We start from the raw sequence: 25,189 nt of genomic DNA on the forward strand, positions 1-25,189 counted from the left end.
CGATACATCACCGTATCGGATACATCAATGTATCGTAGTCGTCAGGGGAGGGCTCGAAGCTGAATCTCCCCCCAGAAACAGGAGGACGCGGATGACCGACACCGCCCCCGCACCGTCACGCCGTCGCGAGAACACGCGCACGCGCCTGATGGACGCCGCCGCCGAGATGTTCGCCGAGATCGGCATCGAGGCCGCATCGGTCGAGGCCATCTGCGAGCGCGCCGGATTCACGCGCGGAGCCTTCTACTCGAACTTCGGCTCGAAGGAGGAGCTGTTCCTCGCCCTCTGCGCCCGGTCTGCCGAGACCACCGTCGCCGCCGTGCGCGAGCGGGTCACCTCGATCGAGGATCGGGGGCTGGATGCCACGGGCGAGGTGCTGCAGCTCGTGCAGCAGGTGCTCGAGGTGACCGGCGACGACCGGCTCGACGTGCTGCTGGGCGCGGAGATCCGCGTGCAGGCACTGCGCAACCCCGAGTTCGCCGAGGCCTACCTCGCCCTCAACCGGGCCCTGGGCGAGAGCGTCACCCAATTGGTCACCGACATCGCGCAGGTGCGCGGGCTGTCGCTGCGGGTCTCGGCCGAGACGGCGACCGAGCTACTGCTGTCGGCGTGGGTGTCGACGGCCGAGACGGCGCTGATGACGCGTCAGACTCCCGCGGCCACGCGCGCCGCCCTCGGCGCCCGGCTCGAACAGCTCGTGCGCCTCATCCTCGAGTGACCTCGAGCAGCGCGTAGCAGCGACGCAGGCGCTCGATCCACCAGTCGCGGCGATCGTCGGCCGCGGCGACCCGGTCGAGCTCGGCGCCGGTCGGTCGCGGTCGCTCGAGCGACAGGAATCCGCCCGCGGCGCGCAGCGGAGACGCCACCACGTCGGCGGTGAAGAGCGAGGCGGTCGCGAGACCGCAGTCGTAGTCGAGCTCGGGCATCGATGCCGCGAGCGCGACCCCCATCGACAGGCCGATCGAGGTGTCGAGGGCGCTCGAGACGACCACCGGAAGCCCCGCCTGCGACACGATCTCGCGCGCGGCGTGCACTCCGCCCAGCGGCTGCGCCTTGACGACCAGCAGATCGGCTGCGCCCGAGCGCGCGACCCGCAGGGGGTCGGCCGCCTTGCGCACGCTCTCGTCGGCGGCGATCGGGATGTCGAGGTAGGCAATGCGCTCGCGCAGCTGCGCGAGCTCGTCGACCTCGGCGCAGGGCTGTTCCACGTACTCGAGGTCGAACTCCGCGAGCGCGTGCACCGCACGCTCGGCCTCGTCGACGGTCCACGCCGCGTTCGCATCGACCCGCACGCGGCCCTCGGGGCCCAGCGCCTCGCGCACCGCGTGCACCCGTGCGACGTCATCGGCGAGGTGCTGACCGGGCTCGGCGACCTTGACCTTGACCGTGCGGCATCCGTCGAACCTCGCGAGGATCCGCGCGACCTCGGATGCCGCGACGGCGGGCATCGTGGCGTTCACCCCGACCGCGTCGCGCACAGGTGCCGGCGACGCGCGCCATCCGTAGTCGATCGCCCCCGCCAGCCAGGTCGCGGCCTCGGCGTCGGCGTACTCGACGAAGGGCGAGAACTCCGTCCAGCCCTCGGGACCCTCGAAGACGAGGGCTTCGCGCGTCTCGACTCCGCGGAACCGCGCGGCCAGGGGGAGGGCGACGACCCGCGCCGTCGCGAGGACGTCGGCGAGAGGGGGGAGGGCGACGGTGCTCATGCCCTCATCCTGCCGCTCAGCGCGGTCCGCCGCCGCCGAACCCGCCGAACCAGAACGTCTGACGTTCAACCGTGTACGAGGACAGGTCGGGGGTCGACTCGAGCGACTCCTTCGCGGCCTCCGACTGCTCGTGCGTGCGTCGCGGGCCGAACAGGTAATCGCGCACTCGCGCGAGCCTCGACATCTTCTTCGTCATGATGACTCCGATCGTCTGGCCTCTCCACGGTACGTGCCTCGGCGCGGGGAATCCACCCGCCCCGGTGTCGGAGGGCGGGCATAGGCTGACGCCATGCTCTTCGATACCCCCGTCCGGCTCGGTGTGCAGATCCAGCCGCAGCACGTGCAGTACTCCGACATCCGCGACGCCGTCTTCCGTCTCGAAGAGATGGGCGTCGACGTCCTGTTCAACTGGGACCATTTCTTCCCGCTCTACGGAGACCCCGACGGCGAGCACTTCGAGGCGTGGACGATGCTGTCGGCCTGGGCCGAGCAGACCGAGCGCGTCGAGTTCGGCGCCCTCGTCAACTGCAACAGCTATCGCAACGCCGACCTGCAGGCCGACATGGCCCGTACCGTCGACCACATCAGCAAGAAGGGCGGCGACACCGGCCGCTTCATCTTCGGCACGGGTTCGGGCTGGTTCCAGCGCGACTACGACGAGTACGGCTACGACTTCGGCACGGCCGGTTCCAGGCTGAACGCGCTCGCCGCCGACCTCGACCGTGTCGTCGACCGCTGGGGCAAGCTCAACCCCGCCCCCACCCGCAAGATCCCCGTGATGATCGGCGGCAAGGGCGAGCAGAAGACGCTGCGCATGGTCGCGCGTCACGCCGACATCTGGCACAGCTTCGTCACTCCCGACGAGCTGCCGCACAAGTTCGAGGTCATCGAGCGCTGGGCCGAGACCGAGCAGCGCGACCTGTCGGGCCTGGTCGTCTCGAACGAGCTCAAGGACCGCGACGAAGACGTGGCCGACGCCCTCTTCGACGCCGGGACCCGCCTTTTCACGCTCGGCTTCTCGGGCCCCGAGTGGGACTACTCGCTCGTCGAGCGCTGGCTGCGCTGGCGCGACAGCAAGAACGCGTGAGCGATGCGGCGCCCCGATCTCCTCGGGGCGCCGCAGCGGCTCACGGTTTGAACTGTGCGCCGCCGGACGTGCCCGTCCAGGTCTTCGCGGCTTCGCCGGCGTAGTACGCGGTCTCGCTCTGGTGGTTCATCGAGCGGCGCGCGTCTTCGGACTGGTCATGCGAGGGCGCTCCGACGAAGTATTCGCGGATGCGGCCCAGGATCGACACCTTCTTCGTCATGCTGACTCCGATCGTCGGGGTCGTCCAGGCTACCGACGGCGGACGGACACGTCGAGCACAACGTGCCTCGGCGTCAGTCGTCGGCGAGCATTCGGGGGAGGTATCCCAATACATCGAGCCGACGGATGAGCCGAAGAGCGATGGGGCCTCGAGCCAAGGACAGTCTGTAGAAGCGCGGGCCCTCCTCCGCTTGCTGGAGAAAGTGTCGTTCCCGTAGTCCTCGTATGAACCGTGAGCGATATGAGGGAGAGCCCGGGACGACGTCTTCCAGATCACCCGACTTGATGACGCCCCGTTCCAGCGCGATGCGCAGCGCATCATGCTCCTGGCTCGATACCAACCCGTCCCGTCGGAGACCATCGAGAGCCGGGGCGACGACCTGATCGATGACGAACGCATGCTGTTGCAAGTCCACGAGCCTCGCGATGTCATCGCGGATGCCCGTGACGAAGTACTCCGCCCACGCGATCGTGCCGACGTCCGAGAGGTCGTCGGCGGCCTCGAGCGCCGAGATGTACGAGTCCCGGTCGTTCCCGAACACCGCGGTCGGATTGAGCGCGCTGTAACCCCGCGTCGCGAAGACGGTCTTGCGCAGCATCGCGTAGGTGAAGAGGCGTGAGACGCGCCCGTTCCCGTTGCGGAAAGGGTGAATCCACACGAAGCGGTGGTGGGCGATGGCGATCTGGAGCATCTGCTCGTGCAGCGGACGATCCTCGTTGGCGAAGTCGAGGAGGGCGCTCATCTCCGCGTGAACCGTGACCCAGCTGGGAGGCCTGTGGTCCGACTCGACGATCCCGACCTCGACATCGCGGTACGCGCCGGGAGTGGGGTCGCCCTCACGGACGAGATCAGCAACGACGCGCTGGTGGAGTTCCCGCACGAGGGCGTGGGTCAGTGGAGTGTGCGCGTCGAGCTCATCGATGAAGCGCACCGCCGCGGCGATGTTCGTGATCTCGCGCTGGGGATCCGACTGAGAGTCGGTCCGTTCAATGGCCTCGTAGACGGTGGTGTGATTACCCTCGATACGAGCCGACACCACGCTCATCACAAAATCGAAGAGGCGGTGCAGCTCGACGTACGTGTCGTAAGGCGTGTCGCCCGTTCCGATGTCCGCGCGCAGTCTCTCGATCTCGAACAGCGTCGCGACGAGATCGGAGCCGAAATCGAGTCTCGGGATGGTGTACTTGCCTGGCACGCTGCTCCTGTTTTGCGGTAGCGGAGAGAACTATTTGCGTCTTGAAGACAAAATGGGCCGTATCTAGGTGAAATTCTCGCGTGTCTACCTTCGCACAATTTGCATGCGAGCTGTAAAGAACTTGCTCGGGACGCCGCGCTCGGGTTGCGTGCCGCCGGTGCGTGGAACGCCCGCGCGTAGGCTGAACGGGTGACCGTCTCCGAGCTCTTCGACCCCGCGGAATGGACCCTGGCGCCCGGCGCCGAGGACTACACCGACATCACCGCCCACGTCACGCACGACGGCCGGGTCGCGCGCATCGCCTTCGATCGACCCGAGGTGCGCAACGCCTTCCGCCCGCACACGGTCGACGAGCTGTACCGCGCCCTCGACATCGCGCGGCAGGACCACCGCATCGGCGTCGTGCTGCTCACCGGCAACGGCCCGAGTCCGAAAGACGGCGGCTGGGCGTTCTGCTCCGGCGGCGACCAGCGCATCCGCGGTCGCGACGGCTACAAGTACTCCACCGACGAGACCACGGTGCACGATCCGGGTCGCGCGGGTCGCCTGCACATCCTCGAGGTGCAGCGGTTGATCCGCTTCATGCCGAAGGTCGTCATCGCCGTCGTCCCGGGCTGGGCGGCCGGCGGCGGGCACTCGCTCAACGTCGTGTGCGACCTGTCGATCGCGAGCGCCGAGCACGGTCGTTTCAAGCAGACGGATGCCGATGTCGGCTCGTTCGACGCCGGCTACGGCTCGGCCTACTTCGCGCGGCAGATCGGCCAGAAGTTCGCCCGCGAGATCTTCTTCCTCGCCGAGGAGTACTCCGCCGAGCGCGCGTACGAGATGGGCGCGGTCAACCGCGTCGTGCCGCACGCCGAGCTCGAGCGCGAAGCCCTCTCGATGGCGCGCACGATCCTGACGAAGTCGCCCACCGCGATCCGCATGCTCAAGTACGCCTTCAATGCGGTCGACGACGGACTCGTGGGCCAGCAGCTGTTCGCCGGCGAAGCCACGCGCCTGGCGTACGGCACCGACGAAGCGGCCGAGGGGCGCGACTCGTTCCTCGAGAAGCGCGACCCCGACTGGTCCGACGTGCCGTGGCACTACTGAGCGCCGGGTCGCACGCGTGAGGCTCGAGCCGCCGGCATCCGGGGATCCCCGCGACGTGCTCCGCGCGCTGCGCTCAGCCGTGCTCGGCGCAGGTCCCGCCGTTGCCCTCGGGGGAGACGCGGCGCCGCGCGAAGCCCCCGCGGGCACGGCCGCGGTGGTGACCACGTCGGGTTCGACGGGCGTGCCGAAGTCGGTGGTGATCTCGCGCAACGCCCTGATCAGCAGCGCGTATGCCACGGCCGCGCGCCTCGGCGAGGGGGCCTGGCTGCTCGCGGTGCCGGCGACCTACGTCGCGGGGGTGCAGGTGATCGTGCGCGCGCTGCTCGCCGATCGCGAGCCCGCCGTGGTGGCGGGGCCCTTCCGCGCCGAGCCGTTCGCGGCGGCGGCCCTCGGCATGGCCTCGCACCTCGACGGTGCGCGGGTTCCGACCTACACCTCACTCGTCCCCGCCCAACTGCAGCGGTTGCTCGACGCCGCCGAGCATGACGACACGGTCGCCCAGGCGCTGCGGTCGTTCGAGGCGATCCTCATCGGTGGCCAGGCGCTCGCCCCCGCGGTGCGGGAGCGCGCCGCAGAGGTCGGGGCGCGGATCGTGCGCACCTACGGCTCGAGCGAGACCAGCGGCGGGTGCGTCTACGACGGCGTCCCGCTCGACGGCGTCGGCATGCGCATCGTCGCGGGCGAGGTGCAGTTGTCGGGCCCCACTCTCGCCGATGGCTATCTCGACGACCCGGCGCGCACGGCCTCCGTCTTCCCCGTCGAGGCCGACGGCACCCGCTGGTACCGCACCGGCGACGGGGGAGAGATCGTCGACGGGGTGCTGCAGGTGACGGGACGCCTCGACAACGTCATCGTCTCGGGCGGGGTCAACGTGTCGCTCGATCGCGTGGAGGCCGCGGTGCGCGGCATCCGGGGTCTCGAATCCGCCGTGGTGGTTCCGATCCCGGATGCCACCTGGGGCCAGGGATCCGCCGTGGTGATCCCCGGGCTCTCCGTCGTCGACGAGAGCGAGGTGCTCGAACGCGTGCGCCGGGCGGTCGGCGAGGCGGTGGGCGCGCCGGCTCGTCCGGCACGGGTCATCGCGGTCGACGAACTGCCGACTCTCACCTCCGGAAAGCCCGACCGTGCGGCCCTGCGGCGACTGGCCGAGACCGGCGCGACCGGCGCGCGGGATTAGGATGACCCTCCGTGGCAGCTCCCTCTCGTAAGCGTTCGAACACCGCCAAGAAGCGTCATCCCGGCGGCAATCCGCAGAAGCCGAAGAGCGGCGCTCCGCAGGCCGTCGCCAAAGCGACCGCGCGCGACTGGATCGCCGCCGCTCGCCTGCGCACGTTGCCGCTGGCCATCACCCCGGTGCTGATCGGGACGGGCGCTGCGACGCTGGTCGACGATCAGCTGCATTGGGTGATCGCCCTCGCGTGCCTCGCCGTCGCCTTCGCGCTGCAGATCGGCGTCAACTACGCCAACGACTACTCCGACGGCATCCGCGGCACCGACGACGTGCGCGTGGGCCCGGGACGCCTGACCGGGGGCAAGAAGGCGAAGCCGCGGACGGTGCTCGTCGTCGCGCTGGGGTTCTTCGCGCTCGCCGCGGTCATCGGTCTCGCCCTCGTGATCCGCACGGGTCAGTGGTGGCTCATCCTCGTCGGAGCGCTGTGCATCGTCGCGGCGTGGTTCTACACCGGCGGAAAGCGCCCCTACGGTTACAACGCGATGGGCGAGATCTTCGTCTTCGTCTTCTTCGGCCTGGTCGCCACCCTCGGCACGACCTGGCTGCAGGTGCTGTCGCTCCCGCAGGAGGCCTGGTTCGGGGCGGTGGCCGCGGGACTCCTCGCCTGCGCGGTGCTGCTCGCCAACAACCTGCGCGACATCGACCAGGACCGCCTCGCGGGAAAGCGCACGCTGTCGGTGCTCATCGGGCGCCGCGCGACGCAGGTGCTCTTCACGCTGTTCGTGCTGATCCCGTTCGGGATCGCGGTGTTTCTCGCCGTGTTCTACCCGGTCGCGTGGCTCACGCTCATCGCGCTGTTGGGCGGACTTGCGGCGATCCTCATCGTCTGGACCTACCGGACCCCGCGCGAGCTGATCACCGCGCTGCAGGTCACGAGCTTCACCTCGGTCGCGTACGGCGCTCTGCTGTTCTGGGCGTTCGTGGCGGGCTGAAGAGGGCACCGAAACGGGCCGCGGAGCGGAAGCTCACGCGGCCCGTTTCGACGCCGTCCTCAGCTCGTGCCGGTGATGAGATACATCGTGCGCGCGCTCTTGCCGTTATCGGCGAACCCCGTGACCGTAACACCGGAGGGGATTGTCGTGAGTGCTGTCGGAGTGCTCCGGGAAGTGGTCGTCCCGTCACCCAATTGGCCGTTGTTGTTGTTCCCCCACGTGCGGACGCTTCCGTCGTTCATGAGCGCATAACCGGCATCGCAGTTGAGGGAGACGCGGGATACCCCCGAGGTCAGCTCGGGAACTCCCTGGAACGTGAGACTCGGCCCGGAGCGCGCGTTGTACGTTCCCGCGCCGGTGCTTCGAAGTGAGCCGTCCGCTTGGGCGGCGAATGAGCAGAAGAAGCCGCCGGCGAAGAGGGTGGCACTCGTCGTCAGCCCCTGAGCCGATACAGGACCTTCTCGGTCAGTCGTGGAGCCGTCGGCGAGCTGTCCATTCCGGTTCCATCCCCATGTTCGTACCGACCCGTCGGAGAGCACCGCTCCTCCGTGGACGCCACCCGCGCCGATACTCTTCACGCCCGACGTCAGTCCGGTCACCTGCGTCGGCGTCCAGGGGTTGTTCGATCCTGCGTCCGTCCCCGTCATACCGTTCGTGTTGGTGCCCCACGCCTTGACCGAGCCGTCGCTGAGAAGAGCGAAGGACGCCGCAGGGTACTGCGCCTGAAGGCCGGGCGCGACGGCGATCTGCGTGACTCCCGACAGCCCCGACACCTGAACGGGCCGCGACACGTCGACGGGCCCTCCGTTACGACTGATCTTTCCCCAGTTCCACACGGTGCCATCCGACTGCAGGGCGACCACCGTCTGCTGCCCTGCAGCGATCTGGGTCACGCTGGAGAGACCGGAGATCTGTGCCCATGTGGACCGGTTCGTCGTCGTCCCGTCGCCGAGCTGGCCGTACTGGTTCGATCCCTTCGCCCACACGGTGCCGTTCTGCAGAAGAGCGAGGGCGAAGAACGTGCTCCCCTCGGTGCTGAGGTCGATGCCGCTGGTCATCTTCACGATCGGCGAGGGGAAGACCAGCTCGATCTGCGTGGGGGTCGAGGTGTGGTTCTGCCCGAAGACCAGGGCGTTCGCACCCAGCACCGTAGGGGTCGCCGACTGGCTGGCCCCGTTCACCGTCGCGGTGATCGTCGTTGTCGACCCGGGAGAAGCCCAACGCTTGTTCAGGTCGAAGGAGGTCGTGGCTGTGCCGGAGGAGTCCGTCGTCGTGGTCGTCGGCGAGAACACCGCGCCGGAAGGGCCGGCGAACGACACGGTCTGACCCGCCACCGGCGCACCCGAGTCATTCGCGACGGTCACCGTCACGGTCGTGGCCCCTGCGGCGGGCACGCAATTGTTCGGCACGGAGATCGACGTCAGACGTGCCCCGGACACCGCGAATGCGGGCGAGGCTGTCGTCAGCGCGACGGCAGGCACCGCCCACGCTGCGGTGGTCAGGACGGTACGCCGTGCGATGTCGCCGCGCGACGAAGACGGTGCTGCGGTCGTGTCGGTTTCGAGCATGAGGATCCATTCCGGCGGGAAAGTCGCCGACCGGGAATGATCGGCGGCGCCGCGTCGGGCGCATGTGTGCATTTGATCATCGACGAATGCGGCCTCTCCTGCCGGCACCGCGGGCGTGCCGGGGAGCTCGCACCCGACTCGCTTGATTCGACGCGGCCCGGAAGGCCCGGTCAGGACCCGCATGCTCATCGGAGCATTCACCCGCAGGATCGCCCGCGGTTGACCGCCGGGCCAGCGCCCTGCTGTTCTGGGCGTTCGTGGCGGGCTGAAGCTCAGCGGAGGTCGGCGCGAGGCTCGTCGTCGGGGCGGGCCGCGTCGACGACCGCGTCTTCGGCGTCGGCGTCGCTCTCGGCTCCGGAGCGGCGGCCCGTGGCGGTGCGCTGGGCGCGACGCTCAGCGAGACCCCCGGTGACCATGTCGAGCGGGCGGCGCAGGAACAGCAGCGACAGGCTGAAGCCGATCAGGGCGGCGAAGATCGCCGCGAGCCACGGCAGTTCCTGGAACACCGGGAACAGCAGCAGGATGCCGAGGGGCACGAGGAATGCGAGGAGTCGCAGGACCGTGTAGACGAGGGCCGAACGAGCACGCATCCTTCGATTCTACGGCGGAGGGTCGGCACCCGAGTCCGGGTGGTTCGACGGTGAAGTGGACCGCCGACTCCGGGCCGCTGTCCAGCCGACGCACGTAGACTCGGGTCATGGCACGGTTGCTTCTCATCTTGGCGCTCGTGGCGACCGTCTTCTGGGTCTACACGATCGTGGATTGCGCCGTGCAGAATCCGTCCCGCCACCGCGGTGTGAACAAGCCCGCGTGGCTGGCGATCGTCATCCTGCTCCCCGTCCTCGGCGGCATCCTCTGGTTCCTGATCGGCCGCGGACGTGCGACGAACACCGTGGTGCGACGTGCCCCCGACGACGACCCCGAGTTCCTCGGCCGCATGACCGCCTCGGCCCGTGCCGAGCAGGACGAGCGCATCCGCCGTCTCGAAGAGGAGCTGGCGCAGCTCGACTCCGAGGCCGACGACCCGGCTCCGCCCCAGAAGGCGACCGGTCAGGGCGAGACGCCCGAGAAGGGCTCCGGAGCCCCCGGCACCCCCGGAACCGGCGACGACGACACCCGCGGTCAGCGCGGCGCCGTCGGCTGAACCGTGGTCTCCGACACCGTGCGTTCCGCCGCGCCCGCCACCGATGCCGCGGCGGCCCTGCTCGCCGGTCTCGTCTCGCGTGGCGTGCGCCACGTCGTGGTCAGCCCGGGCTCGCGCTCGCAGGCCCTGGCCCTCGTCGCCGCCGACCTCGAGCGCGCCGGCCTGATCGAGCTGCACGTGCGCATCGACGAACGCGTCGCCGGCTTCACCGCCCTCGGCATCGGCCGTGAGACCGGGATCCCCGCCGCGGTCGTCTGCACCTCGGGCACCGCGGTGGCCAACCTGGTGCCCGCCGTGCTGGAGGCCCACCACGCGGGGGTGCCGCTCGTGCTGCTCACCGCCGATCGCCCGCCTGAGCTCCGCGGCGTCGGGGCTAACCAGACCACCCGTCAGCCCGGTCTCTTCCGGTCCGCCGTGCGCTTCGAGGCCGATCTGGCCGTGCCCGAGCTCGTCGACGACGACGGGTCGAGCGAGCAGAGCATCGCCCTCGACGCGGTCGCCGCCGACACGCTCGCGGCGGCCCTCGGCGAGGGCTCCCGCGCGGCCGGGCCCGTGCACCTGAATGTCCCCTTCCGCGAACCCCTCGCGGGGGCGTCTCCGTCATGGCTGGCGGAGCGGGCGGCATCCGGGATCATCGCCGAAGCCGTCGCGGCCGACGAGTCCGGCGAGGACGACGGATCCGGTGCCCTGTACCAGGGCGGCGGGGGCATCGGTGAAGCCGATGTCGCGCCCGACGCCGAAGGCCCGCACCCCGTCGAACTCGGGCTGCGCACGATCGTCGTCGCCGGCGCCGACGCCGGAGCGGCCGCCGAGCAGTTCGCCCACGACGGCGGCTTCCCGTTGGTCGCGGAGATCGTCAGCGGCGCGCGTTTCGGCCGCCAGATCGTGCACGGCTACCGCGCGCTGCTCGACGACCCCGAGCTCGGCGGACGCATCGAACGCGTCGTGGTGTTCGGTCGGCCCACCCTCAGCCGCCAGGTGACGCGTCTGCTCATGCGCGACGACGCCGAGGTGCTCGCCGTGCGCGGACCGGGTGAACCAATCAACCTCAACGGGTCGACGGTCGCGGTCGACGCGGTGCGCGTGGGCGACGGGGCCCCCGATCGCGAGTGGCTCGGGGCGTGGATGCGCGCCTCGCGCGCGCACCTGGTGGATCTGTCTCCGCCCGCCCCCGACGCCGACGGCCTCGCCTCGGCCGTGCCGCACGAGCGTCTGGGCGCCCTGAACGCCGAGGTCGAGGTGATGCGCGCCCCCATCGACCGCGCCGCTCTCGTCGATGCCCTCTGGCGCGCGAGCTGGCCGCACGACCGGCTCGTCTTCGGGTCGTCGCGCATCGTGCGCGTGGCCGACGAACTGCTGGGCGGCAAGAAGGTCGCCGTGCACTCCAACCGGGGGCTGGCGGGCATCGACGGCACCATCGCGACCGCGACCGGGATCGCCCTCGCGAGCCAGGTCGACGATCGGCCCGGCGTCACCCGTCTGCTGCTCGGCGATCTCGCCTTCCTCCACGACATGGGCGCGCTGATGCTTCCCCCCGGCGAGCACGAGCCGCGCCTGCAGGTCGTGGTCGGCAACGACGGCGGCGGCACGATCTTCGACGGACTCGAGGTCGCCTCGGTCGCAGGCGACGACGCCATGACGCGCGTGCAGTACACCCCGCACACCGCACGCCTCGAGCAGCTCGCCCTCGCGTTCGGCTGGGAGTACCACCGTTGCACCACGCGCGTCGCGCTCGACCAGGTGCTCACCGCCCCCACCGGTGGTCGGCAGCTGATCGAGGTCCCCCTTCCGCGCTGAGTCCGCTCCGTCAACGGGTGGCGATGATCCCGGATGCCGCGGCAGCATGACCCCATGAGCTCGAAGAACCGCTGGTCCACGCCCGCCGCCGCCGCCCTGAGCGTCGAGCCCGGGTTCCGCCTCGCCGACGTCGACCCCCGCTCGACCCCGGGATACGACGGCGACAAGGACGACGGGAAGGCAGACCTCGAGGCCGGTCGCGCCCCGCTCGAGGCTCTGCAGGAGCGCCTCTTCGCGCAGAGCGTCGCGGGCACGGCGACCGGATCAGTGCTGCTCGTGCTGCAGGCGATGGACACCGCGGGCAAGGGCGGCATCGTCCGTCACGTCGTGGGGGCGGTCGCCCCGCAGGGGGTGGAGCTCGCCTCGTTCAAGAAGCCGACCGCCGAAGAGCTCGCGCACGACTTCCTCTGGCGCATCGAGAAGAGGCTCCCGGATGCCGGGCGCATCGGCGTCTTCGACCGCTCGCACTACGAGGACGTGCTCATCGGCCGGGTACGCTCGCTCGCCCCCGCCGACGAGATCGAGCGGCGCTACGGCGCGATCGTGGCGTTCGAGGCGCAGGCCGCCGAGATGGGCATCCGCGTGGTCAAGGTCATGCTGCACATCTCGAAGGACGAGCAGCGCGAGCGCCTTGCCGAACGGCTCGACCGCCCCGACAAGCACTGGAAGTACAACCCGGGCGACGTCGACGAGCGCGAACTGTGGGACTCGTACATGGACGCCTACCAGGTGGCGATCGAGCGCACGTCGACGCCCCTGGCGCCCTGGCACGTGGTTCCCGCCGATCGTAAGTGGTACGCCCGCCTCGCGGTGCAGCGCCTGCTCATCGACGCCCTCGAGCAGATCGACCCGCAGTGGCCCGCGGCCGACTACGACGTCGAGGCGGAGAAGAAGCGGCTCGCAGAGTCCTGACTCAGGCGAGCGCCTCGACGATGGGGCGGAACTTCACCCGCGTCTCGAGCAGCTCCGACTCGGGCACGCTGTCGGCCACGATTCCGGCGCCGGCGTAGGCCGTGATCGGTGCGGTCGGCGAGGAGGGGGCGGACCGGTCGATCTGCGCACAGCGCAGCGCGATCGCCCACTCGCCGTCGCCCGAGGCGGCCGTCCACCCGACCGCGCCGGCGTAGCGGCCCCGGTCGAAGGGCTCGAGCCGGCGGATGACGTCCATCGCCGCGGGAGTCGGGGTCCCCGCCACCGCGGCCGTGGGGTGGAGCACCCCGAGCAGGTCGAGCGACGAGGCGTCTTCGCTCAGCACGCCCTCGACGTCGGTGGCGAGATGCCACACGTTCGGCAGCTTCAGCGTGAACGGCTGATCCTCGGCCGCGAGCGATGAGGTGTGCGGGCCGAGCGCCTTCAGCACGCTCTGCACGGCGAAGCGGTGCTCGTCCTGGTCTTTGGTGCTGCGGGTGAGTCCGATGGCCGCCGCCACGTCGGCGTCGGCGTCGCCGCCGCGCGCGACCGTCCCCGCGAGGACCCGCGCCGAGACCGTCCCGTTCGACACCGTCACCAGCGTCTCGGGGCTCGCCCCGATGAGTCCGTCGACCGCGAAGACCCAGCAGTCGGGATAGCCCTCGAGCAGCGACCGCACCAGCCGGCGCAGGTCGGAACCCGCCGGGATCGTGCCCGTGATGTCGCGGGCGAGCACGACCTTTCCCACCTCGCGCCGGCCGATCGCCTCGATCGCCTGGCGCACGGCATCCTGATACTTCTCCGCCGTCTGGCGGCCCGGGCCCAGCGTCGCCGACCAGTGCGGACCGAAGGGCGAGCGCGGAGGCAGCTCGGGCTCGGGCTCGTCGGGGGTGTCATCAAAGGCGAGCCGCGTGACCCACGCCCGTCCGCTGTGGCGGCCGACGATCATGCCGGGCACGCGCAGCACGTTCTCGCGCTCGGACTCGGGGTCGAAGACGAACGAGCCGAACGCCACCAGACCCGAACCGGGCAACTGCACCGGGTCGTCGACCTCGGCGGCCGCGGCGATCGCGCGCCAGCGCTCCGAGATCGTGGCGTCGCCCGGCTGCGCGCCGGTGTAGCGCAGGGTCAGCAGGTCGCCGAAGGCCGCGAGTGACTCCCCGCGACGGCTCCAGAACAGCGGGTCGTAAGGGGTGGTGTAGGCTAGCACGTCGTCCATGGGGGGCAGCTCGCGCGTGACCACGCGCAGGCGCGGCACGACGTCATCCGCGGGTTCCAGCACGCCTGCCAGCGTAGACCCGCACTCGCCGGCCCGGAGGTGCACGGCATCCGGATGCTACGGCGTCGAGGCGACGGGGCGTGCACGACGCAGGGGAATCGTCCCGGCGGGCGGTCCAGGCTGCTCCCGGGCGAGGAGAGCGCCTCGGAATTCCTGCGTTGTGTCGGGAGGAGGATGCGCCGACCCCCGTCGGAGCGCGTTTTAGACTCCGAACATGGATCCTCGACCCGCACCCGGCACCCGGCTGATGTTCGAGTGGCGCAAATGGGACGGCTCCCCGCACTGGGTGCAGGACAGCGTGTACCTCGGCTCCGACGCCTGGGGCGAGTGGTTCGGCCAGCAGGTCGGGTGGCGCAGCGCCCGCCCGGGCGCGGAGTTCGTGTGCCGTCAGCCCAACGTGACCCTCGTGCCCGCGAGCGGCGACTGGGCGTTCACGCACAACGCCGACCCCCACCCGGTCGCGGTGTACATCGACCTGGCGTGGGACATCCGCTGGCACGACGACGGGGTGCCCCGCGGCATCGACATGGACCTCGACGTGGTGCGCCGCACCGACGAGCGGGGCACGTGGATCGACGACCGCGACGAGTGGGACGAGCACCGCGTGCGCTACGGCTACCCGAGCGACATCGTGCAGCACCTCGACGCCACCGCGAGCGACCTCGAGCGCCGCGTGCGCGAGCGCGAGGCGCCGTTCAACGACGAGGTCACCGGGCCGTGGCTGCACCGGCTCGCGGCTCTGGCAAGCCCCGGCGACGACGCGGTGGAGCCCGCCTAGACTCGACGGGTGAGCAGCGACCCCAACCGCGCCGACCTCGGTAAAGACCCGCAGCGCGTCAGCGGCATGTTCGACCAGGTGGCGGCAGCCTACGACCGCACCAATTCGGTGCTGAGCCTCGGCAACGACCGCTTCTGGCGCGTCGCGACCCTGCGCGCCGTCGCGCCGCAGCGGGGGGAGCGCATCCTCGACCTCGCCGCGGGCACCGGCACCTCGTCGATGGCGTTCGTGCCGAGCGGGGCGCACGTGGTCGCGGCCGACTTCTCCAAGGGCATGATCGCCGAGGGGCGACGCCGCCACGGCGACGTCCCGAACCTCGAGTTCGTGCAGGCGGATGCCACCGACCTGCCGTTCGCCGACGGCGAGTTCGACGCGGTGACGATGTCGTTCGGTCTGCGCAACGTCAACGACCCCCGTCGCGCGCTGCGGGAACTCCGCCGCGTCACCCGCCCCGGCGGGCGCATCGTCGTGTGCGAGTTCTCGCACCCGCAGTCGCGCGCCTTCAACAGCCTGTACCGCTTCTACAACGGCCGGGTGCTGCCCGTCGTGGCCAAGGCCGTGAGCTCGAACGCCGAGGCCTACGACTATCTCAACGAGTCGATCCGCGACTGGCCGAACCAGCCGACGCTCGCGCAGTGGATGCGCGACGCGGGATGGGACGAGGTGGCCTACCGCAACCTCACGTTCGGCATCGTGGCCCTGCACCGCGGGATCAACCCGGGCGTCTGAGCCCACTGTCAAGCCGTCGAGATACCCGCGACGGCCCGCGACCGCGCCAGGATAGGCTGAAACCGTGACCCCGAGACCGCACGCGGCAGGCTCGCGCCTGTCCGGCAAGATGGGCCTGAGCGACCGCATCTTCGCAGGCCTGCGTTCGCGCACCCTCCTCAGCACCGTCGAGGCGGGGCTCGCCCGGGTCGAGAGCGAGCTCGAGGGCGAGGTGCGCAGCGCCGACAAGCTCGCCGACGTCACCGCCCGCTACCTCTACGAGGCCGGCGGCAAGCGCGTGCGGCCCATGCTCGCGATCCTCACCGCGCAGCTCGGTCAGGGCACGACGAAAGAGGTCGTCGAGGTCGCCACGGCGCTCGAGCTCACGCACCTCGGTTCGCTCTACCACGACGACGTCATGGACGGCGCCGACAAGCGCCGCGGCGTCCCCAGCGCGCAGACGGTCTGGGGCAACAACATCGCCATCCTCACCGGCGACCTGCTCTTCGCCCGCGCGAGCCAGCTGATGGCCCGCCGTGGGGAGCGCGCGATCCAGCTGCAGGCCGACACGTTCGAGCGCCTCGTGCTCGGGCAGATGCACGAGACCGTGGGCCCGCAGGAGGGCGACGAGCCCGTCGACTTCTACCTCAAGGTGCTCGCCGACAAGACCGGTTCGCTGATCGCCGCGGCCGCGCAGTCGGGTGTCATCTACTCGGGGGCTCCCGAGGAGTTCGAAGAGCCGATGGTCGTCTTCGGCGAGAAGGCGGGTGTCGCCTTCCAGTTGCTCGACGACGTGATCGACCTCTCGCCCGACCCGTCCGAGACGGGCAAGGTACCCGGCACCGACCTGCGCGCGGGCGTGCCGACCATGCCCTACCTGCTTCTCGGTCACCGCTCCGACGCGGCATCCGCCGATCTGCGCGCGCGCATCGACGAGGGGCAGGAGCGCATCGCCGCCGGCGCCGACCCGTCGATCCTCGACGCGCCGCTCGCCGAGCTGCGCGACCACGAGACCACGCACGAGACCCTGAGCCTCGCGCACCAGTGGTCGCAAGAGGCGATCGACGCCCTTGCGCCGCTTCCCGACGGCGCCGTGCGCGAGGCGCTGACGCGCTTCGCCCGCGCCGTGGCCGACCGCTCGGCCTGACCCTTTCCACCCCCCCCGATCGCGATCGAGAGGAACCCATGACGAAGCTGCGCCTCGCCATCGTCGGAGCCGGCCCCGCCGGTATCTACGCCGCCGACATCCTGCTGAAGTCCGAGCGTCAGTTCGACGTCTCCATCGACCTGTTCGAGCAGCTGCCCGCGCCCTACGGTCTCGTCCGCTACGGCGTCGCCCCCGACCACCCGCGCATCAAGGGTGTCGTCACGGCCCTGCGCGAGGTGCTCGACCGCGGCGACATCCGCATCTTCGGCAACGTGCGCTTCGGCGAGGACATCACCCTCGACGACCTCAAGAAGCACTACAACGCGGTCATCTTCTCGACCGGCGCGATCCGCGACGCCGACCTCGACATCCCCGGCATCGACGCGAAGGGCTCCTACGGCGCCGCCGACTTCGTCAGCTGGTTCGACGGCCACCCCGACGTGCCGCGCGAGTGGCCGCTCGAGGCCGAGTCGGTCGCCGTGATCGGCAACGGCAACGTCGCCCTCGACGTGACCCGCATGCTGGCCAAGCACGCCGACGACCTGCTGCCCACCGAGGTGCCCGACAACGTGTACCAGGGGCTCAAGGCCTCGCCGATCACCGACGTGCATGTCTTCGGTCGTCGCGGTCCCGCCCAGGTGAAGTTCACTCCGCTCGAGCTGCGCGAGCTCGGCGAGCTGCGCGACGTCGACATGGTCGTCTACGACGAGGACTTCGACTACGACGAGGCCTCGAAGACCGCGATCGAGACCAACAAGCAGGTCAAGGTCATCGACCGCGTGCTGCAGCAGTGGCGCACCCGCCCGGGCGTGAACAACGCCGGGGGCGAGGCGTCGCGTCGCCTGCACCTGCACTTCTGGGCGAAGCCGCTCGAGGTCGTCACCGACGACGAGGGCCGGGTCTCCGCCTTCCGGTACGAGCGCACGAAGCCCGACGCCGAGGGCGGGGTCGTCGGCACCGGCGAGATCCGCGAGGTCGCGATCCAGGCGATCTACCGCGCCGTCGGCTACTTCGGCTCTCCTCTGAAGGACATCCCCTTCGACGAGCGTCACGGCGTCATCCCCAACCACGAGGGCCAGGTGCTCTCGGCCGACTCGAACTCGCGGATGCCGGGTCTGTACGCGACCGGCTGGATCAAGCGCGGCCCCGTCGGTCTCATTGGGCACACCAAGTCGGATGCCATGGAGACGGTGCGCCACGTCATCAACGACCAGGCCGAGTGGTGGCGCCCCGAGCACCCCGAGGAGGACGCCATTCCGGCTCTGCTCGAGGAGCGTGGCGTGCGCTGGACCGACCTCGACGGCTGGCACCGCCTCGACGAGCACGAGGTCGCCCTCGGTGCCCCGCACGAGCGCGCGCGCATCAAGGTCGTGCCGCGCGACGAGATGATCAAGATCTCGCGCGGCGAGTAATCCTCCCCGCTGAAGAGCCGCCACGTCATGTCGACGCGGGCGGCTCTTCTCGCGCGGGCGGCGGTACCGAACTCCGGAGATTCGGCCGGTGCACCCCCTTGAACCGGCTGCGCGGGCCCGTTCGACGCGAGACATCCGGAGTTGGGCACGGGCAAGCCGGGCCGGTGCCTCAGGAAAACGCCCGTCGTAGGCTGGGGCGATGGGGGAGTGGCGACCGGACATTCTCGGCGACGGGTTCGAGCAGCAGACGCTGCCGCTGGGCAGCGATGCCGAGGGCGAGGTCGTCGCCACCCTCGTCCGCTCCCGTCCCCATGCCGGCGCCCGGCTGTTCGGCGCCCTGCGCGAGGTCGACGTGCTGTACGTGCACGGCTGGTCGGACTACTTCTTCCAAACCGACCTCGCGCGTTTCTTCACCGACCGCGGGGCGCGCTTCCACGCCCTCGACCTGCGCAAGTACGGCCGGAGTCTGCGGCCCGGCCAGGCGCCGGGCTACGTCGCCGCCCTCGACGTGTACGACGCCGATATCGCGGCTGCGCTCGAGGTCATGGGCACGTCCGCCGAGGGGCGACGCCTCGTGCTCCTCGGCCACAGCACGGGCGGCCTCACCCTCACACTCTGGGCCGCGCGGCATCCGGGCGTCGCCGACGCTCTCGTGCTGAACAGCCCGTGGCTCGAACTGCAGCTCGGCCCGCTCGCGCGCCAGGCCCTGGCGCCGATCGTGCAGGCGCGCGCCCGCTTCGACCCGCTCGGCACTCATCCGGTGGTCGACCTCGGCTTCTACACGCGCGCCCAGCGCGATCTCGGCACTCTCCCCGACAGCCCCGAGGGGTGGCGCCCGGCGCAGGGCTTCCCGACCCACCCCGGCTGGCTCGCCGCGATCATCGCGGGGCACGCGCGGGTGGCATCCGGAGTCGACGTCGGCTGCCCGGCGCTCGTGCTTCTCTCGGCGCGTTCGACCCCGGCCCTGTCGTGGAACGACGCGATGCGCGCGACCGACTCGGTGCTCGTCGTCGACGACATCGCCCGCGCCGCCACCCGCATCTCGAGCACCGTCACCATCACGCGCATCGACGGGGCCCTGCACGACGTCTTCCTGTCGGCTCCGGATGCCAGGGCTCGGGCCTTCGACGCGCTCGATGCCGGCATGAGAGGTCTAGCGTAGAACGCGTTCGAAGGAGCTCCATGACCCCCACCGCCGCGTCCGCGACCGAGCACTACCGCGCCGCTCGCGACCACCTCCTCGCCGTCCGCTCCAACCCCGCCGCCGCCGCGGACTTCTCGTGGCCGCAGTTCGAGGGGTCGTTCAACTGGGCGATCGACTGGTTCGACCCGATGGCCCGCGGCAACGGCGACACGGCGCTCATCGTCGTCGACGACGACGGCACGCACCACGAGCGCACGTTCGACGAGCTCGCGCGGCGCTCCGACCAGGTCGCCGCGTGGCTCGAGACGCGGGGCGTCCGCCGCGGCGAGACCGTGCTGCTCATGCTCGACAACCAGGTCGAGCTGTGGGAGGCGATGCTCGGCATCATGAAGCTCGGCGGCGTCATCGCCCCGACCACGACGGCGCTCGGCTCGGTCGACCTCGCCGACCGCATCGCGCGCGCCGAGATCCGCCATGTCGTCGTCGGAGCGACGGATGCCGAGAAGTTCGACGACCTGCCCGAGGGTCTCGGTCGCATCGTCGTGGGCGGTTCGCACGCGGGGTGGGCGACCTACTCGGACGCCTTCGCCATCGAGGCGGAGCCCGCTCGGCATCCGGGAACCACCGCCGACGAGCGCCTGCTGCTCTACTTCACCTCGGGAACCACCTCGAAGCCCAAGCTCGTCGAGCACACGCACTCGTCGTACCCGGTGGGCCACCTCACGACGATGTACTGGCTGGGGCTGCAGCCCGGCGACGTGCACCTCGCCATCAGTTCGCCCGGGTGGGCCAAGCACGCGTGGAGCCTGTTCTTCGCCCCGTGGATCGCCGGGGCGACGGTGCTCGCCCTCAACTACTCGCGTTTCTCGGCGGAGCGCCTGCTCACGGAGCTCGAGAACGACCGCGTCACCACCTTGTGCGCGCCGCCGACAGTGTGGCGCATGCTCATCCAGGCCGATCTGACCGGGCGTCGCGGGTCGCTGCGCGAGGTCGTGTCGGCGGGCGAGCCGCTCAATCCCGAGGTGATCGCCTCGGTGCAGCGCGCGTGGGGCCTCGACATCCGCGACGGGTACGGGCAGACCGAGATGACCGCGGTCGTCGCGAACACCCCCGGCGCCGACCTCGTGCCGGGCTCGATGGGGCGGCCGCTGCCCGGATGCCCGGTCGTGCTCGTCGACCCGGTGACGGGCGAGCGCACCGACGAGGGCGAGATCTGCATCGACCTCGCCGAGCGACCCGTCAACCTCATGACCGGGTACGTGGGCGACCCCGAGCGCAACGCCGAGGCGTTCGCCGACGGGCTCTTTCACACCGGCGACGTCGCGCGACGTGATGAGACGGGCAGCATCACCTACATCGGCCGCACCGACGACGTCTTCAAGGCGTCGGACTACAAGATCAGTCCGTTCGAGCTCGAGAGCGTGCTGATCGAGCACCCGGCGGTCATGGAGGCCGCGGTCGTTCCCGCACCCGACGAGCTGCGCCTCGCCGTGCCAAAGGCGTACATCGTGCTCGCCGGCGGTCACGAGGCGGGCGAGGAGGTCGCCCTCGACATCCTGCGCTTCGCGCGCGAGCGGCTCGCCCCGTTCCAGCGCGTGCGCCGCGTCGAGTTCTTCGAGCTGCCGAAGACGATCTCGGGCAAGATCCGCCGCGTCGAACTGCGTCAGCGCGAAGAGGCGGTGTTCCGCGGAGAGGTCGACTGCGTGGAGTGGACGGATGCCGCGCTGCGGGGCGATCGCTGACGCGCAAGCCCCTCGCGGTCGCCGTTTCCGCGTGTGAGCATCGATCCATGGAAAAGGATCAGAAGCAGCCGTTCGAGAACCCTTCCGTCGACGACGACAGCGACATGCCCTCGCTGATGGAGGAGCGCAACATCGGTCGCGAGACCGAGCGCGAGATCACCCAGATGATCAACGGCATCGAGGGCTGACAGGCCCCCGCGACTCACACCGGCTCGGTCGTGCGGATCAGTCCGCAGTTGACGCACGACCACGCGACGAGGAACCGCTCATCGTCGAGGATCTCGAACCGCAGGGGGTCGCCGCACGTGGGGCACATGAGCGGGTTGAGGGGCTGATCCATCGGGGTCTCCGCGCTCACCGCGCGAAGGTGACGTGCACGACGCCGCTCTCGGCGACCTCCGAGGTGACGGTGTAGCACTCGTCGAGGTTGCGCAGGTCGTCCCAGAGGCGGCCGCCGCGCCCCAGGATCACGGGGCGGACGGCGACGTGCAGACGGTCGACGAGACCCGCAGCCAGCGCGGACCGCACCGTCGACAGGCCACCGCCCACCCGCACGTCCGCGCCGTTCGCGAGATCGGTCGCCCGGGCCACGGCATCCGTGATGCTCTCCGACGAGAACTCGAAGCGCGTGCCGTTGGCGAAGGAGAGGGGTGCGCGCTCGCGGTGCGTCAGCACGATCACCGGCACTTCGAACGGCGGTTCGTCACCCCACCAGCCGCGCCAGTCGGGGTCGTCGGGGAAGGAGTGCAGGCCGAACATCGCCGCGCCCATCACCTCGGCGCCGATGCCCTCGAAGTACGCCGCGGCGTAGCGGTCGTCGACGCCGGTCGTGCCCGCGCCGGAGGTGTCGCGGAAGACGCGCTCGCGGAACGTCTTCGTCGCCATGTAGTCGGCGACGAGCCGGCCCCAGTCCTCGCCCATCGGGTTCTCGGGGGTGGGGTCGGCGGGCATCGCGACGCCATCGAGCGAGATGTTCAGATCGACGCGGACGGCCATGGCGTGCTCCAAAGGTGGTGGGGAGGCGCAACCGAGGTGCGCGTTCGCAGACGATGCTAGCCGCGCGCCCTCACTTGCGCCGCAGCTGCCACCAGCGTCGGCGACGCTGGGGCGCGGGGCGCTCGACGGCCTCGGGGGCCTCGTCGCGACCGGCGTCTCGACGGATGCGGCGGCCCTCGGCGATGTCGGCCTCTTCCTTCTTCTCCCGCTTGTCACTCTGGCGGGTGTCGCGGGGCGGAAGCTGGATGTCGGTCGCCGCGGCCATTCCGGCCTGGAGCTGACGACCCCGCTCGAGCTCCGCGTCGAACTCGGCGCCGAAGAGGAGTGCGAGATTGGCGATCCACAGCCACAGCAGGAAGACGATCACGCCGGCGAGTGAGCCGTAGGTGCGGTCGTAGTTCGAGAAGTTCGCGACGTAGAAGCCGAATCCGGCGGTGGCGGCGGCCAGCACCACGATGGCGATGATCGCGCCGAGACTCAGCCACCGGAACTTCGGCTGCTTGGCGTTCGGGGTGGCGTAGTAGAGCACCGCCACGAGGAAGACGGTGACCAGGAGCATGACCGGCCATTTCGCGACGTCCCAGGCGACCTGCACACCCTCGCCGAGTCCGAGCGCCTCGCCGATCGCGGTCGTGACCGGGCCGCTGATCACGAGTCCGAGGGCGACGAGCACGAGGGCGACGACGGCGGTCAGGGTCACGACCAGCTGCATCGGGCGCAGCTTCCAGAACGGTCGACCTTCGTCGATCTCGTAGATGCGGTTCATCGCGCGGCTGAAAGCTCCGACGTACCCGGAGGCGGACCACAGAGCGAGGACCGTTCCGCTGATGAGGGCGAACCCGGCGGCCGGTGAACCGGCGATCTGCTCGATGGGGCCGGCCAGCGTGTCGGCGGCGCTGGGCGCGACGTCGTGGACGATGCCGATGACGGCCTCCGCTGCGGCATCGCCCTGCCCGACGACGCCGAGGATCGAGAAGATCGCGAGCAGCGCCGGAAACAGCGCGAGCACGGCGTAGTAGACGAGGGCGGCTGCGGCGTCGGTGCACTGATCGGCACTGAACTCGCGCAGCGTCTTGCGCAGCACGTACTTCCACGAGCGCTCGTGCAGGTCGGTGGGTGAATCGGGCTTGCGGCCGTCTTCGGGATCGTCGGCGTCAGTGCGGGTGTCCCGCTCCAGGGTGTGCTTGGCCATCTCGACTCCCGCGGGGATGCCCCGTGTCTCTGCGCTCCGCGTCGTTCGCGGCCGCTCCGGGAGTCTGCGGGCCGGATGCCGTTTCGCGTCTGCCCCTTGCCGGGATGGGGCTACCGGCGGTACCGCCCCGGGCACGGGGGATGTCGACCCTCTGCTCGGCTCGCCACGACGCGCGTGCCCTTGCCCGCGGTGGGCTGGATGGGGGCGTCGCGCGGCAGCGGAACGAGGTGTGGGAGGTCCCGGCGAGCCTGAAGACTCATGTCGCGCGTATGAGCAGGTCTGAATTCGAGGTGAAACAGCTGATCCTGATCGGGCTCCGGCGGCTTCGGCCCCCACCCACTGGCGGCAGTACTCCACACCCCCAGCCCCCCAAGTGCTGCCTGAGCTCGGCCCGTGCTGGCAGTTCAAGTCAGGCGGCCATCGGCTAGCCGACAGAGGCGGCCCCTGGTTTGTGGGGCGACGTCTGAAACAAGCAACATATGAGGTGGTTGCGGCAGGTAACGTCGGCTAACTTGCGAGACCGGAGGCGCCAGATGTCCACCCCGTACATGACGGAACCCGTGCAGTTGGAGTCGCTCCAAGGCCAGCAGTATGTGGTCCTGCGCCCGGACGAGTCTGTGGCCGCCCTTTACCGGAGCGAGCAGTCCAAGGTCTTGGCGCGGCTTCCGGATGGGACGCCACACCCGAACACGGGGCACGTCACGCTTCGCGGTTTCTTCGAGCCGGAGCGCGTGCACGTCCTCAGGGAATTCGTCGCCTCCTGGGCCAGCTCGCAACCGCCGATCGAGTTGAGTGTCGACGCGATCGACGGGTTCCCGCCGCCGTTTCAGGTGCTGGTCGCCCGTCTCGAGCGGACGAGCTCGTTGACGGGCGCCTACCGGAGGCTGACCGAGGTCCTTGATGCGACCGATTTTCGCCGCATTGGAGAACTTCCGCTCGAAGAGTGGATCTTTCACCTGTCACTTGCATACGCGCGTTCGCTCGACGAGCGGGCCTGGGCCGAGCAGCTGGAGGCGAGTAGACGTGAGGTTCCATCGCGTCCGTGTGAGCTTGTCTTCTCCGTCGACTTCGTCTGGTACGACGGCGACGGAGAACACATCGACACTTTGCCGTTGCGGCAATGAAAGTCGGGTCTAGGTAGCTTGGAATGGCCGTCGGAGGGGGAGGCGAAAAACCCTCCGGTGGTGACGCCGCAGCGTTGCCGACGGGACTGGCCGCAGATCGGCGCCTCCCATCCGGGCGCTGCGCCCTGTGTCTGGGCGCAGCGGGTGTTCCCCGACGCTGGGCCCCTCTCCGTGCTGGGTCAGTCTGTCGAGTCGCATTCCGTGGTGCAGGTGATGGTTGACGCTGGGGCCTACGATGCGAGCATGCGGGACATCACTCAGCCGCCCGACGCTGACCGGCGCAGGCGGACTCTCGTGCGGTCGACGGTCCTGCATGGCGCATCAGCGGTTGCGATCGCGGCCGTGCTGATACTCGCGGCGACCATGGAAAAGCCGATAATTCCGCTCATCGTCGGGGCGAGTGTCCTTTTGCTGATGGACTTGGCGTGGTTCATTTGGGGGTTGCAGCGGATGAAGAACAGGGACTGACGCCGTGGAGTGGTTGGAGAAAGTTGGCAACAGGTCGTGGTTCTGGGCGGTGCTGCTTCTGTGCATGGCGCTGTATGCGTCGGGCCACATCGTCTCTCTCGTTGTCGACGGGCCTGGGCCCGCGCCGGCACTGGGTCTGATGGGCAATGCGCTGCTCGCGGCCGTCTGCATCGGCCAGCTGATCCGTGTTCGTCGCCGCGGCCGACGTAGCGACGGGTAGGGAGGGACTTACTCGTCGCCGTCTCGCGGCTTCTGCTGTTTCCAGAGGAACACCCCGGCAAGGGTTCCGATCACCACCAGACCGAGGGCCCTCCACGA

Annotated in this window: 27 protein-coding genes and 1 pseudogene; 17 read left to right on the top strand and 11 right to left on the bottom strand. The window is 70.1% G+C overall.

The window, feature by feature from the left end:
• Positions 1-91 precede the first annotated feature (91 nt).
• Positions 92-718: a TetR/AcrR family transcriptional regulator gene (locus tag LPW41_RS12725; RefSeq protein ID WP_144832451.1), complete on the top strand. Its 627-nt coding sequence runs from the start codon at positions 92-94 to the stop codon at positions 716-718.
• Here LPW41_RS12725 and LPW41_RS12730 read toward each other — a convergent pair.
• Both LPW41_RS12730 and LPW41_RS12735 read right to left on the bottom strand, forming a co-directional pair.
• Complete coding sequence (locus LPW41_RS12730; RefSeq protein ID WP_230705028.1) at positions 705-1,706, bottom strand: o-succinylbenzoate synthase; 1,002 nt, start codon at positions 1,704-1,706, stop codon at positions 705-707. The two genes, LPW41_RS12725 and LPW41_RS12730, sit on opposite strands and share 14 nt — an antisense overlap.
• A 16-nt stretch (positions 1,707-1,722) precedes the next feature.
• Positions 1,723-1,902, bottom strand: a complete 180-nt coding sequence (locus LPW41_RS12735) for a hypothetical protein (RefSeq protein WP_230705029.1) — start codon at positions 1,900-1,902, stop codon at positions 1,723-1,725.
• Positions 1,903-1,995: 93 nt separating this feature from the next.
• On the opposite strand from LPW41_RS12735, the gene LPW41_RS12740 reads away from it, so the two are divergent.
• Entirely contained in the window at positions 1,996-2,793 is a 798-nt protein-coding gene (locus LPW41_RS12740; protein WP_230705030.1) for an LLM class F420-dependent oxidoreductase, read from the top strand.
• A 40-nt stretch (positions 2,794-2,833) separates the two neighbouring features.
• Here the strand turns inward: LPW41_RS12740 and LPW41_RS12745 are convergent, their stop codons facing one another.
• On the bottom strand, positions 2,834-3,013 hold the full coding sequence (locus LPW41_RS12745; RefSeq protein WP_144832464.1) for a hypothetical protein: 180 nt from the start codon (positions 3,011-3,013) through the stop codon (positions 2,834-2,836).
• Between the two features lie 73 nt (positions 3,014-3,086).
• The gene (locus LPW41_RS12750) at positions 3,087-4,208 is read right to left on the bottom strand and encodes a Fic family protein (RefSeq protein ID WP_144832467.1); all 1,122 of its coding nucleotides are present in this window, start codon (positions 4,206-4,208) and stop codon (positions 3,087-3,089) included.
• A 189-nt stretch (positions 4,209-4,397) separates the two neighbouring features.
• Between LPW41_RS12750 and LPW41_RS12755 the strand changes: the two genes are divergently transcribed.
• The 3 genes from LPW41_RS12755 to LPW41_RS12765 are packed head-to-tail and all read left to right on the top strand — an operon-like array spanning position 4,398 to position 7,463.
• Complete coding sequence (locus tag LPW41_RS12755; protein ID WP_144832470.1) at positions 4,398-5,300, top strand: 1,4-dihydroxy-2-naphthoyl-CoA synthase; 903 nt, start codon at positions 4,398-4,400, stop codon at positions 5,298-5,300.
• 16 nt (positions 5,301-5,316) lie between these two features.
• Positions 5,317-6,477 carry an AMP-binding protein gene (locus LPW41_RS12760; RefSeq protein WP_144832473.1) on the top strand — a complete coding sequence of 387 codons (1,161 nt, stop codon included), beginning with the start codon at positions 5,317-5,319 and terminating at the stop codon, positions 6,475-6,477.
• Between the two features lie 11 nt (positions 6,478-6,488).
• Complete coding sequence (locus tag LPW41_RS12765) at positions 6,489-7,463, top strand: 1,4-dihydroxy-2-naphthoate polyprenyltransferase (RefSeq protein ID WP_144832476.1); 975 nt, start codon at positions 6,489-6,491, stop codon at positions 7,461-7,463.
• Between the two features lie 59 nt (positions 7,464-7,522).
• On the opposite strand, the gene LPW41_RS17095 is transcribed toward LPW41_RS12765, so the two are convergent.
• The 3 genes and pseudogenes from LPW41_RS17095 to LPW41_RS12780 all read right to left on the bottom strand — a co-directional run bounded on the left by LPW41_RS17095 (position 7,523) and on the right by LPW41_RS12780 (position 9,621).
• Entirely contained in the window at positions 7,523-8,356 is an 834-nt protein-coding gene (locus LPW41_RS17095; protein ID WP_230705031.1) for a hypothetical protein, read from the bottom strand.
• 18 nt (positions 8,357-8,374) lie between these two features.
• Positions 8,375-9,220, bottom strand: a pseudogene (locus LPW41_RS17175) (Ig-like domain-containing protein); the annotation flags it as partial.
• Positions 9,221-9,303: 83 nt separating this feature from the next.
• Positions 9,304-9,621, bottom strand: coding sequence for a DUF4229 domain-containing protein (locus LPW41_RS12780; protein WP_154097299.1), 318 nt, complete (start codon positions 9,619-9,621; stop codon positions 9,304-9,306).
• A gap of 107 nt (positions 9,622-9,728) precedes the next feature.
• Here LPW41_RS12780 and LPW41_RS12785 point away from each other — a divergent pair, with 107 nt between their 5' ends.
• From LPW41_RS12785 to LPW41_RS12795, 3 genes are read left to right on the top strand one after another with little or no spacing between them, the layout of a single operon-like run.
• On the top strand, positions 9,729-10,175 hold the full coding sequence (locus LPW41_RS12785; RefSeq protein ID WP_144832481.1) for a PLDc N-terminal domain-containing protein: 447 nt from the start codon (positions 9,729-9,731) through the stop codon (positions 10,173-10,175).
• A gap of 3 nt (positions 10,176-10,178) precedes the next feature.
• Positions 10,179-11,972 carry a 2-succinyl-5-enolpyruvyl-6-hydroxy-3-cyclohexene-1-carboxylic-acid synthase gene (menD, locus tag LPW41_RS12790; RefSeq protein ID WP_144832484.1) on the top strand — a complete coding sequence of 598 codons (1,794 nt, stop codon included), beginning with the start codon at positions 10,179-10,181 and terminating at the stop codon, positions 11,970-11,972.
• A gap of 54 nt (positions 11,973-12,026) precedes the next feature.
• Positions 12,027-12,884: a PPK2 family polyphosphate kinase gene (locus LPW41_RS12795; RefSeq protein ID WP_230705033.1), complete on the top strand. Its 858-nt coding sequence runs from the start codon at positions 12,027-12,029 to the stop codon at positions 12,882-12,884.
• A gap of 1 nt (position 12,885) precedes the next feature.
• On the opposite strand, the gene LPW41_RS12800 is transcribed toward LPW41_RS12795, so the two are convergent.
• Positions 12,886-14,100 (bottom strand): isochorismate synthase MenF, encoded by a 1,215-nt coding sequence (locus LPW41_RS12800; protein ID WP_144833107.1) that lies wholly within the window; start codon positions 14,098-14,100, stop codon positions 12,886-12,888.
• A gap of 274 nt (positions 14,101-14,374) precedes the next feature.
• Between LPW41_RS12800 and LPW41_RS12805 the strand changes: the two genes are divergently transcribed.
• From LPW41_RS12805 to LPW41_RS12835, 7 genes are all read left to right on the top strand, one after another.
• Complete coding sequence (locus tag LPW41_RS12805) at positions 14,375-14,938, top strand: DUF402 domain-containing protein (protein ID WP_154097300.1); 564 nt, start codon at positions 14,375-14,377, stop codon at positions 14,936-14,938.
• Positions 14,939-14,947: 9 nt separating this feature from the next.
• Positions 14,948-15,667, top strand: coding sequence for a demethylmenaquinone methyltransferase (locus LPW41_RS12810; protein WP_144832493.1), 720 nt, complete (start codon positions 14,948-14,950; stop codon positions 15,665-15,667).
• Positions 15,668-15,776: 109 nt separating this feature from the next.
• On the top strand, positions 15,777-16,793 hold the full coding sequence (locus LPW41_RS12815) for a polyprenyl synthetase family protein (protein ID WP_230705187.1): 1,017 nt from the start codon (positions 15,777-15,779) through the stop codon (positions 16,791-16,793).
• A gap of 38 nt (positions 16,794-16,831) precedes the next feature.
• Positions 16,832-18,205 (top strand): FAD-dependent oxidoreductase, encoded by a 1,374-nt coding sequence (locus LPW41_RS12820; protein ID WP_230705034.1) that lies wholly within the window; start codon positions 16,832-16,834, stop codon positions 18,203-18,205.
• A 199-nt stretch (positions 18,206-18,404) separates the two neighbouring features.
• Positions 18,405-19,367, top strand: coding sequence for an alpha/beta hydrolase (locus LPW41_RS12825; protein ID WP_144832499.1), 963 nt, complete (start codon positions 18,405-18,407; stop codon positions 19,365-19,367).
• Positions 19,368-19,387: 20 nt separating this feature from the next.
• On the top strand, positions 19,388-21,091 hold the full coding sequence (locus LPW41_RS12830; protein ID WP_230705035.1) for an AMP-binding protein: 1,704 nt from the start codon (positions 19,388-19,390) through the stop codon (positions 21,089-21,091).
• A 47-nt stretch (positions 21,092-21,138) separates the two neighbouring features.
• Positions 21,139-21,279, top strand: a complete 141-nt coding sequence (locus LPW41_RS12835) for a hypothetical protein (protein ID WP_176786349.1) — start codon at positions 21,139-21,141, stop codon at positions 21,277-21,279.
• Positions 21,280-21,293: 14 nt separating this feature from the next.
• Here the strand turns inward: LPW41_RS12835 and LPW41_RS12840 are convergent, their stop codons facing one another.
• From LPW41_RS12840 to LPW41_RS12850, 3 genes are all read right to left on the bottom strand, one after another.
• Positions 21,294-21,431 carry a hypothetical protein gene (locus LPW41_RS12840; RefSeq protein ID WP_187358461.1) on the bottom strand — a complete coding sequence of 46 codons (138 nt, stop codon included), beginning with the start codon at positions 21,429-21,431 and terminating at the stop codon, positions 21,294-21,296.
• A 14-nt stretch (positions 21,432-21,445) separates the two neighbouring features.
• Complete coding sequence (locus LPW41_RS12845) at positions 21,446-22,087, bottom strand: dihydrofolate reductase family protein (RefSeq protein ID WP_230705036.1); 642 nt, start codon at positions 22,085-22,087, stop codon at positions 21,446-21,448.
• A 70-nt stretch (positions 22,088-22,157) separates the two neighbouring features.
• Positions 22,158-23,279: a YihY/virulence factor BrkB family protein gene (locus tag LPW41_RS12850; protein WP_230705037.1), complete on the bottom strand. Its 1,122-nt coding sequence runs from the start codon at positions 23,277-23,279 to the stop codon at positions 22,158-22,160.
• 533 nt (positions 23,280-23,812) lie between these two features.
• Between LPW41_RS12850 and LPW41_RS12855 the strand changes: the two genes are divergently transcribed.
• Together LPW41_RS12855 and LPW41_RS12860 are read left to right on the top strand one after the other, a co-directional pair.
• On the top strand, positions 23,813-24,403 hold the full coding sequence (locus tag LPW41_RS12855) for a 2'-5' RNA ligase family protein (protein WP_230705038.1): 591 nt from the start codon (positions 23,813-23,815) through the stop codon (positions 24,401-24,403).
• A gap of 243 nt (positions 24,404-24,646) precedes the next feature.
• The gene (locus tag LPW41_RS12860) at positions 24,647-24,871 is read left to right on the top strand and encodes a hypothetical protein (RefSeq protein ID WP_230705039.1); all 225 of its coding nucleotides are present in this window, start codon (positions 24,647-24,649) and stop codon (positions 24,869-24,871) included.
• The last annotated feature ends 318 nt before the right edge of the window (positions 24,872-25,189 follow it).

This window comes from Microbacterium sp. JC 701 (genome assembly GCF_021026215.1).
Lineage (GTDB): Bacteria > Actinomycetota > Actinomycetes > Actinomycetales > Microbacteriaceae > Microbacterium > Microbacterium algihabitans.

Excerpts from the sequence above, each read along its gene's own strand:
- LPW41_RS12845 (WP_230705036.1), bottom strand. The coding sequence starts at position 22,087 with ATGGCCGTCCGCGTCGATCTGAACATCTCGCTCGATGGCGTCGCGATG.
- LPW41_RS12840 (WP_187358461.1), bottom strand. The coding sequence starts at position 21,431 with ATGGATCAGCCCCTCAACCCGCTCATGTGCCCCACGTGCGGCGACCCC.
- LPW41_RS12780 (WP_154097299.1), bottom strand. The coding sequence starts at position 9,621 with ATGCGTGCTCGTTCGGCCCTCGTCTACACGGTCCTGCGACTCCTCGCA.
- LPW41_RS12740 (WP_230705030.1), top strand. The coding sequence starts at position 1,996 with ATGCTCTTCGATACCCCCGTCCGGCTCGGTGTGCAGATCCAGCCGCAG.
- LPW41_RS12825 (WP_144832499.1), top strand. The coding sequence starts at position 18,405 with ATGGGGGAGTGGCGACCGGACATTCTCGGCGACGGGTTCGAGCAGCAG.
- LPW41_RS12815 (WP_230705187.1), top strand. The coding sequence starts at position 15,777 with ATGGGCCTGAGCGACCGCATCTTCGCAGGCCTGCGTTCGCGCACCCTC.
- LPW41_RS12805 (WP_154097300.1), top strand. The coding sequence starts at position 14,375 with ATGGATCCTCGACCCGCACCCGGCACCCGGCTGATGTTCGAGTGGCGC.
- LPW41_RS12835 (WP_176786349.1), top strand. The coding sequence starts at position 21,139 with ATGGAAAAGGATCAGAAGCAGCCGTTCGAGAACCCTTCCGTCGACGAC.
- LPW41_RS12795 (WP_230705033.1), top strand. The coding sequence starts at position 12,027 with ATGAGCTCGAAGAACCGCTGGTCCACGCCCGCCGCCGCCGCCCTGAGC.
- LPW41_RS12830 (WP_230705035.1), top strand. The coding sequence starts at position 19,388 with ATGACCCCCACCGCCGCGTCCGCGACCGAGCACTACCGCGCCGCTCGC.
- LPW41_RS12745 (WP_144832464.1), bottom strand. The coding sequence starts at position 3,013 with ATGACGAAGAAGGTGTCGATCCTGGGCCGCATCCGCGAATACTTCGTC.
- LPW41_RS12730 (WP_230705028.1), bottom strand. The coding sequence starts at position 1,706 with ATGAGCACCGTCGCCCTCCCCCCTCTCGCCGACGTCCTCGCGACGGCG.
- LPW41_RS12860 (WP_230705039.1), top strand. The coding sequence starts at position 24,647 with ATGCGGGACATCACTCAGCCGCCCGACGCTGACCGGCGCAGGCGGACT.
- LPW41_RS12785 (WP_144832481.1), top strand. The coding sequence starts at position 9,729 with ATGGCACGGTTGCTTCTCATCTTGGCGCTCGTGGCGACCGTCTTCTGG.
- LPW41_RS12850 (WP_230705037.1), bottom strand. The coding sequence starts at position 23,279 with ATGGCCAAGCACACCCTGGAGCGGGACACCCGCACTGACGCCGACGAT.
- LPW41_RS12855 (WP_230705038.1), top strand. The coding sequence starts at position 23,813 with ATGTCCACCCCGTACATGACGGAACCCGTGCAGTTGGAGTCGCTCCAA.
- LPW41_RS12800 (WP_144833107.1), bottom strand. The coding sequence starts at position 14,100 with ATGGACGACGTGCTAGCCTACACCACCCCTTACGACCCGCTGTTCTGG.
- LPW41_RS12725 (WP_144832451.1), top strand. The coding sequence starts at position 92 with ATGACCGACACCGCCCCCGCACCGTCACGCCGTCGCGAGAACACGCGC.
- LPW41_RS12735 (WP_230705029.1), bottom strand. The coding sequence starts at position 1,902 with ATGACGAAGAAGATGTCGAGGCTCGCGCGAGTGCGCGATTACCTGTTC.
- LPW41_RS12820 (WP_230705034.1), top strand. The coding sequence starts at position 16,832 with ATGACGAAGCTGCGCCTCGCCATCGTCGGAGCCGGCCCCGCCGGTATC.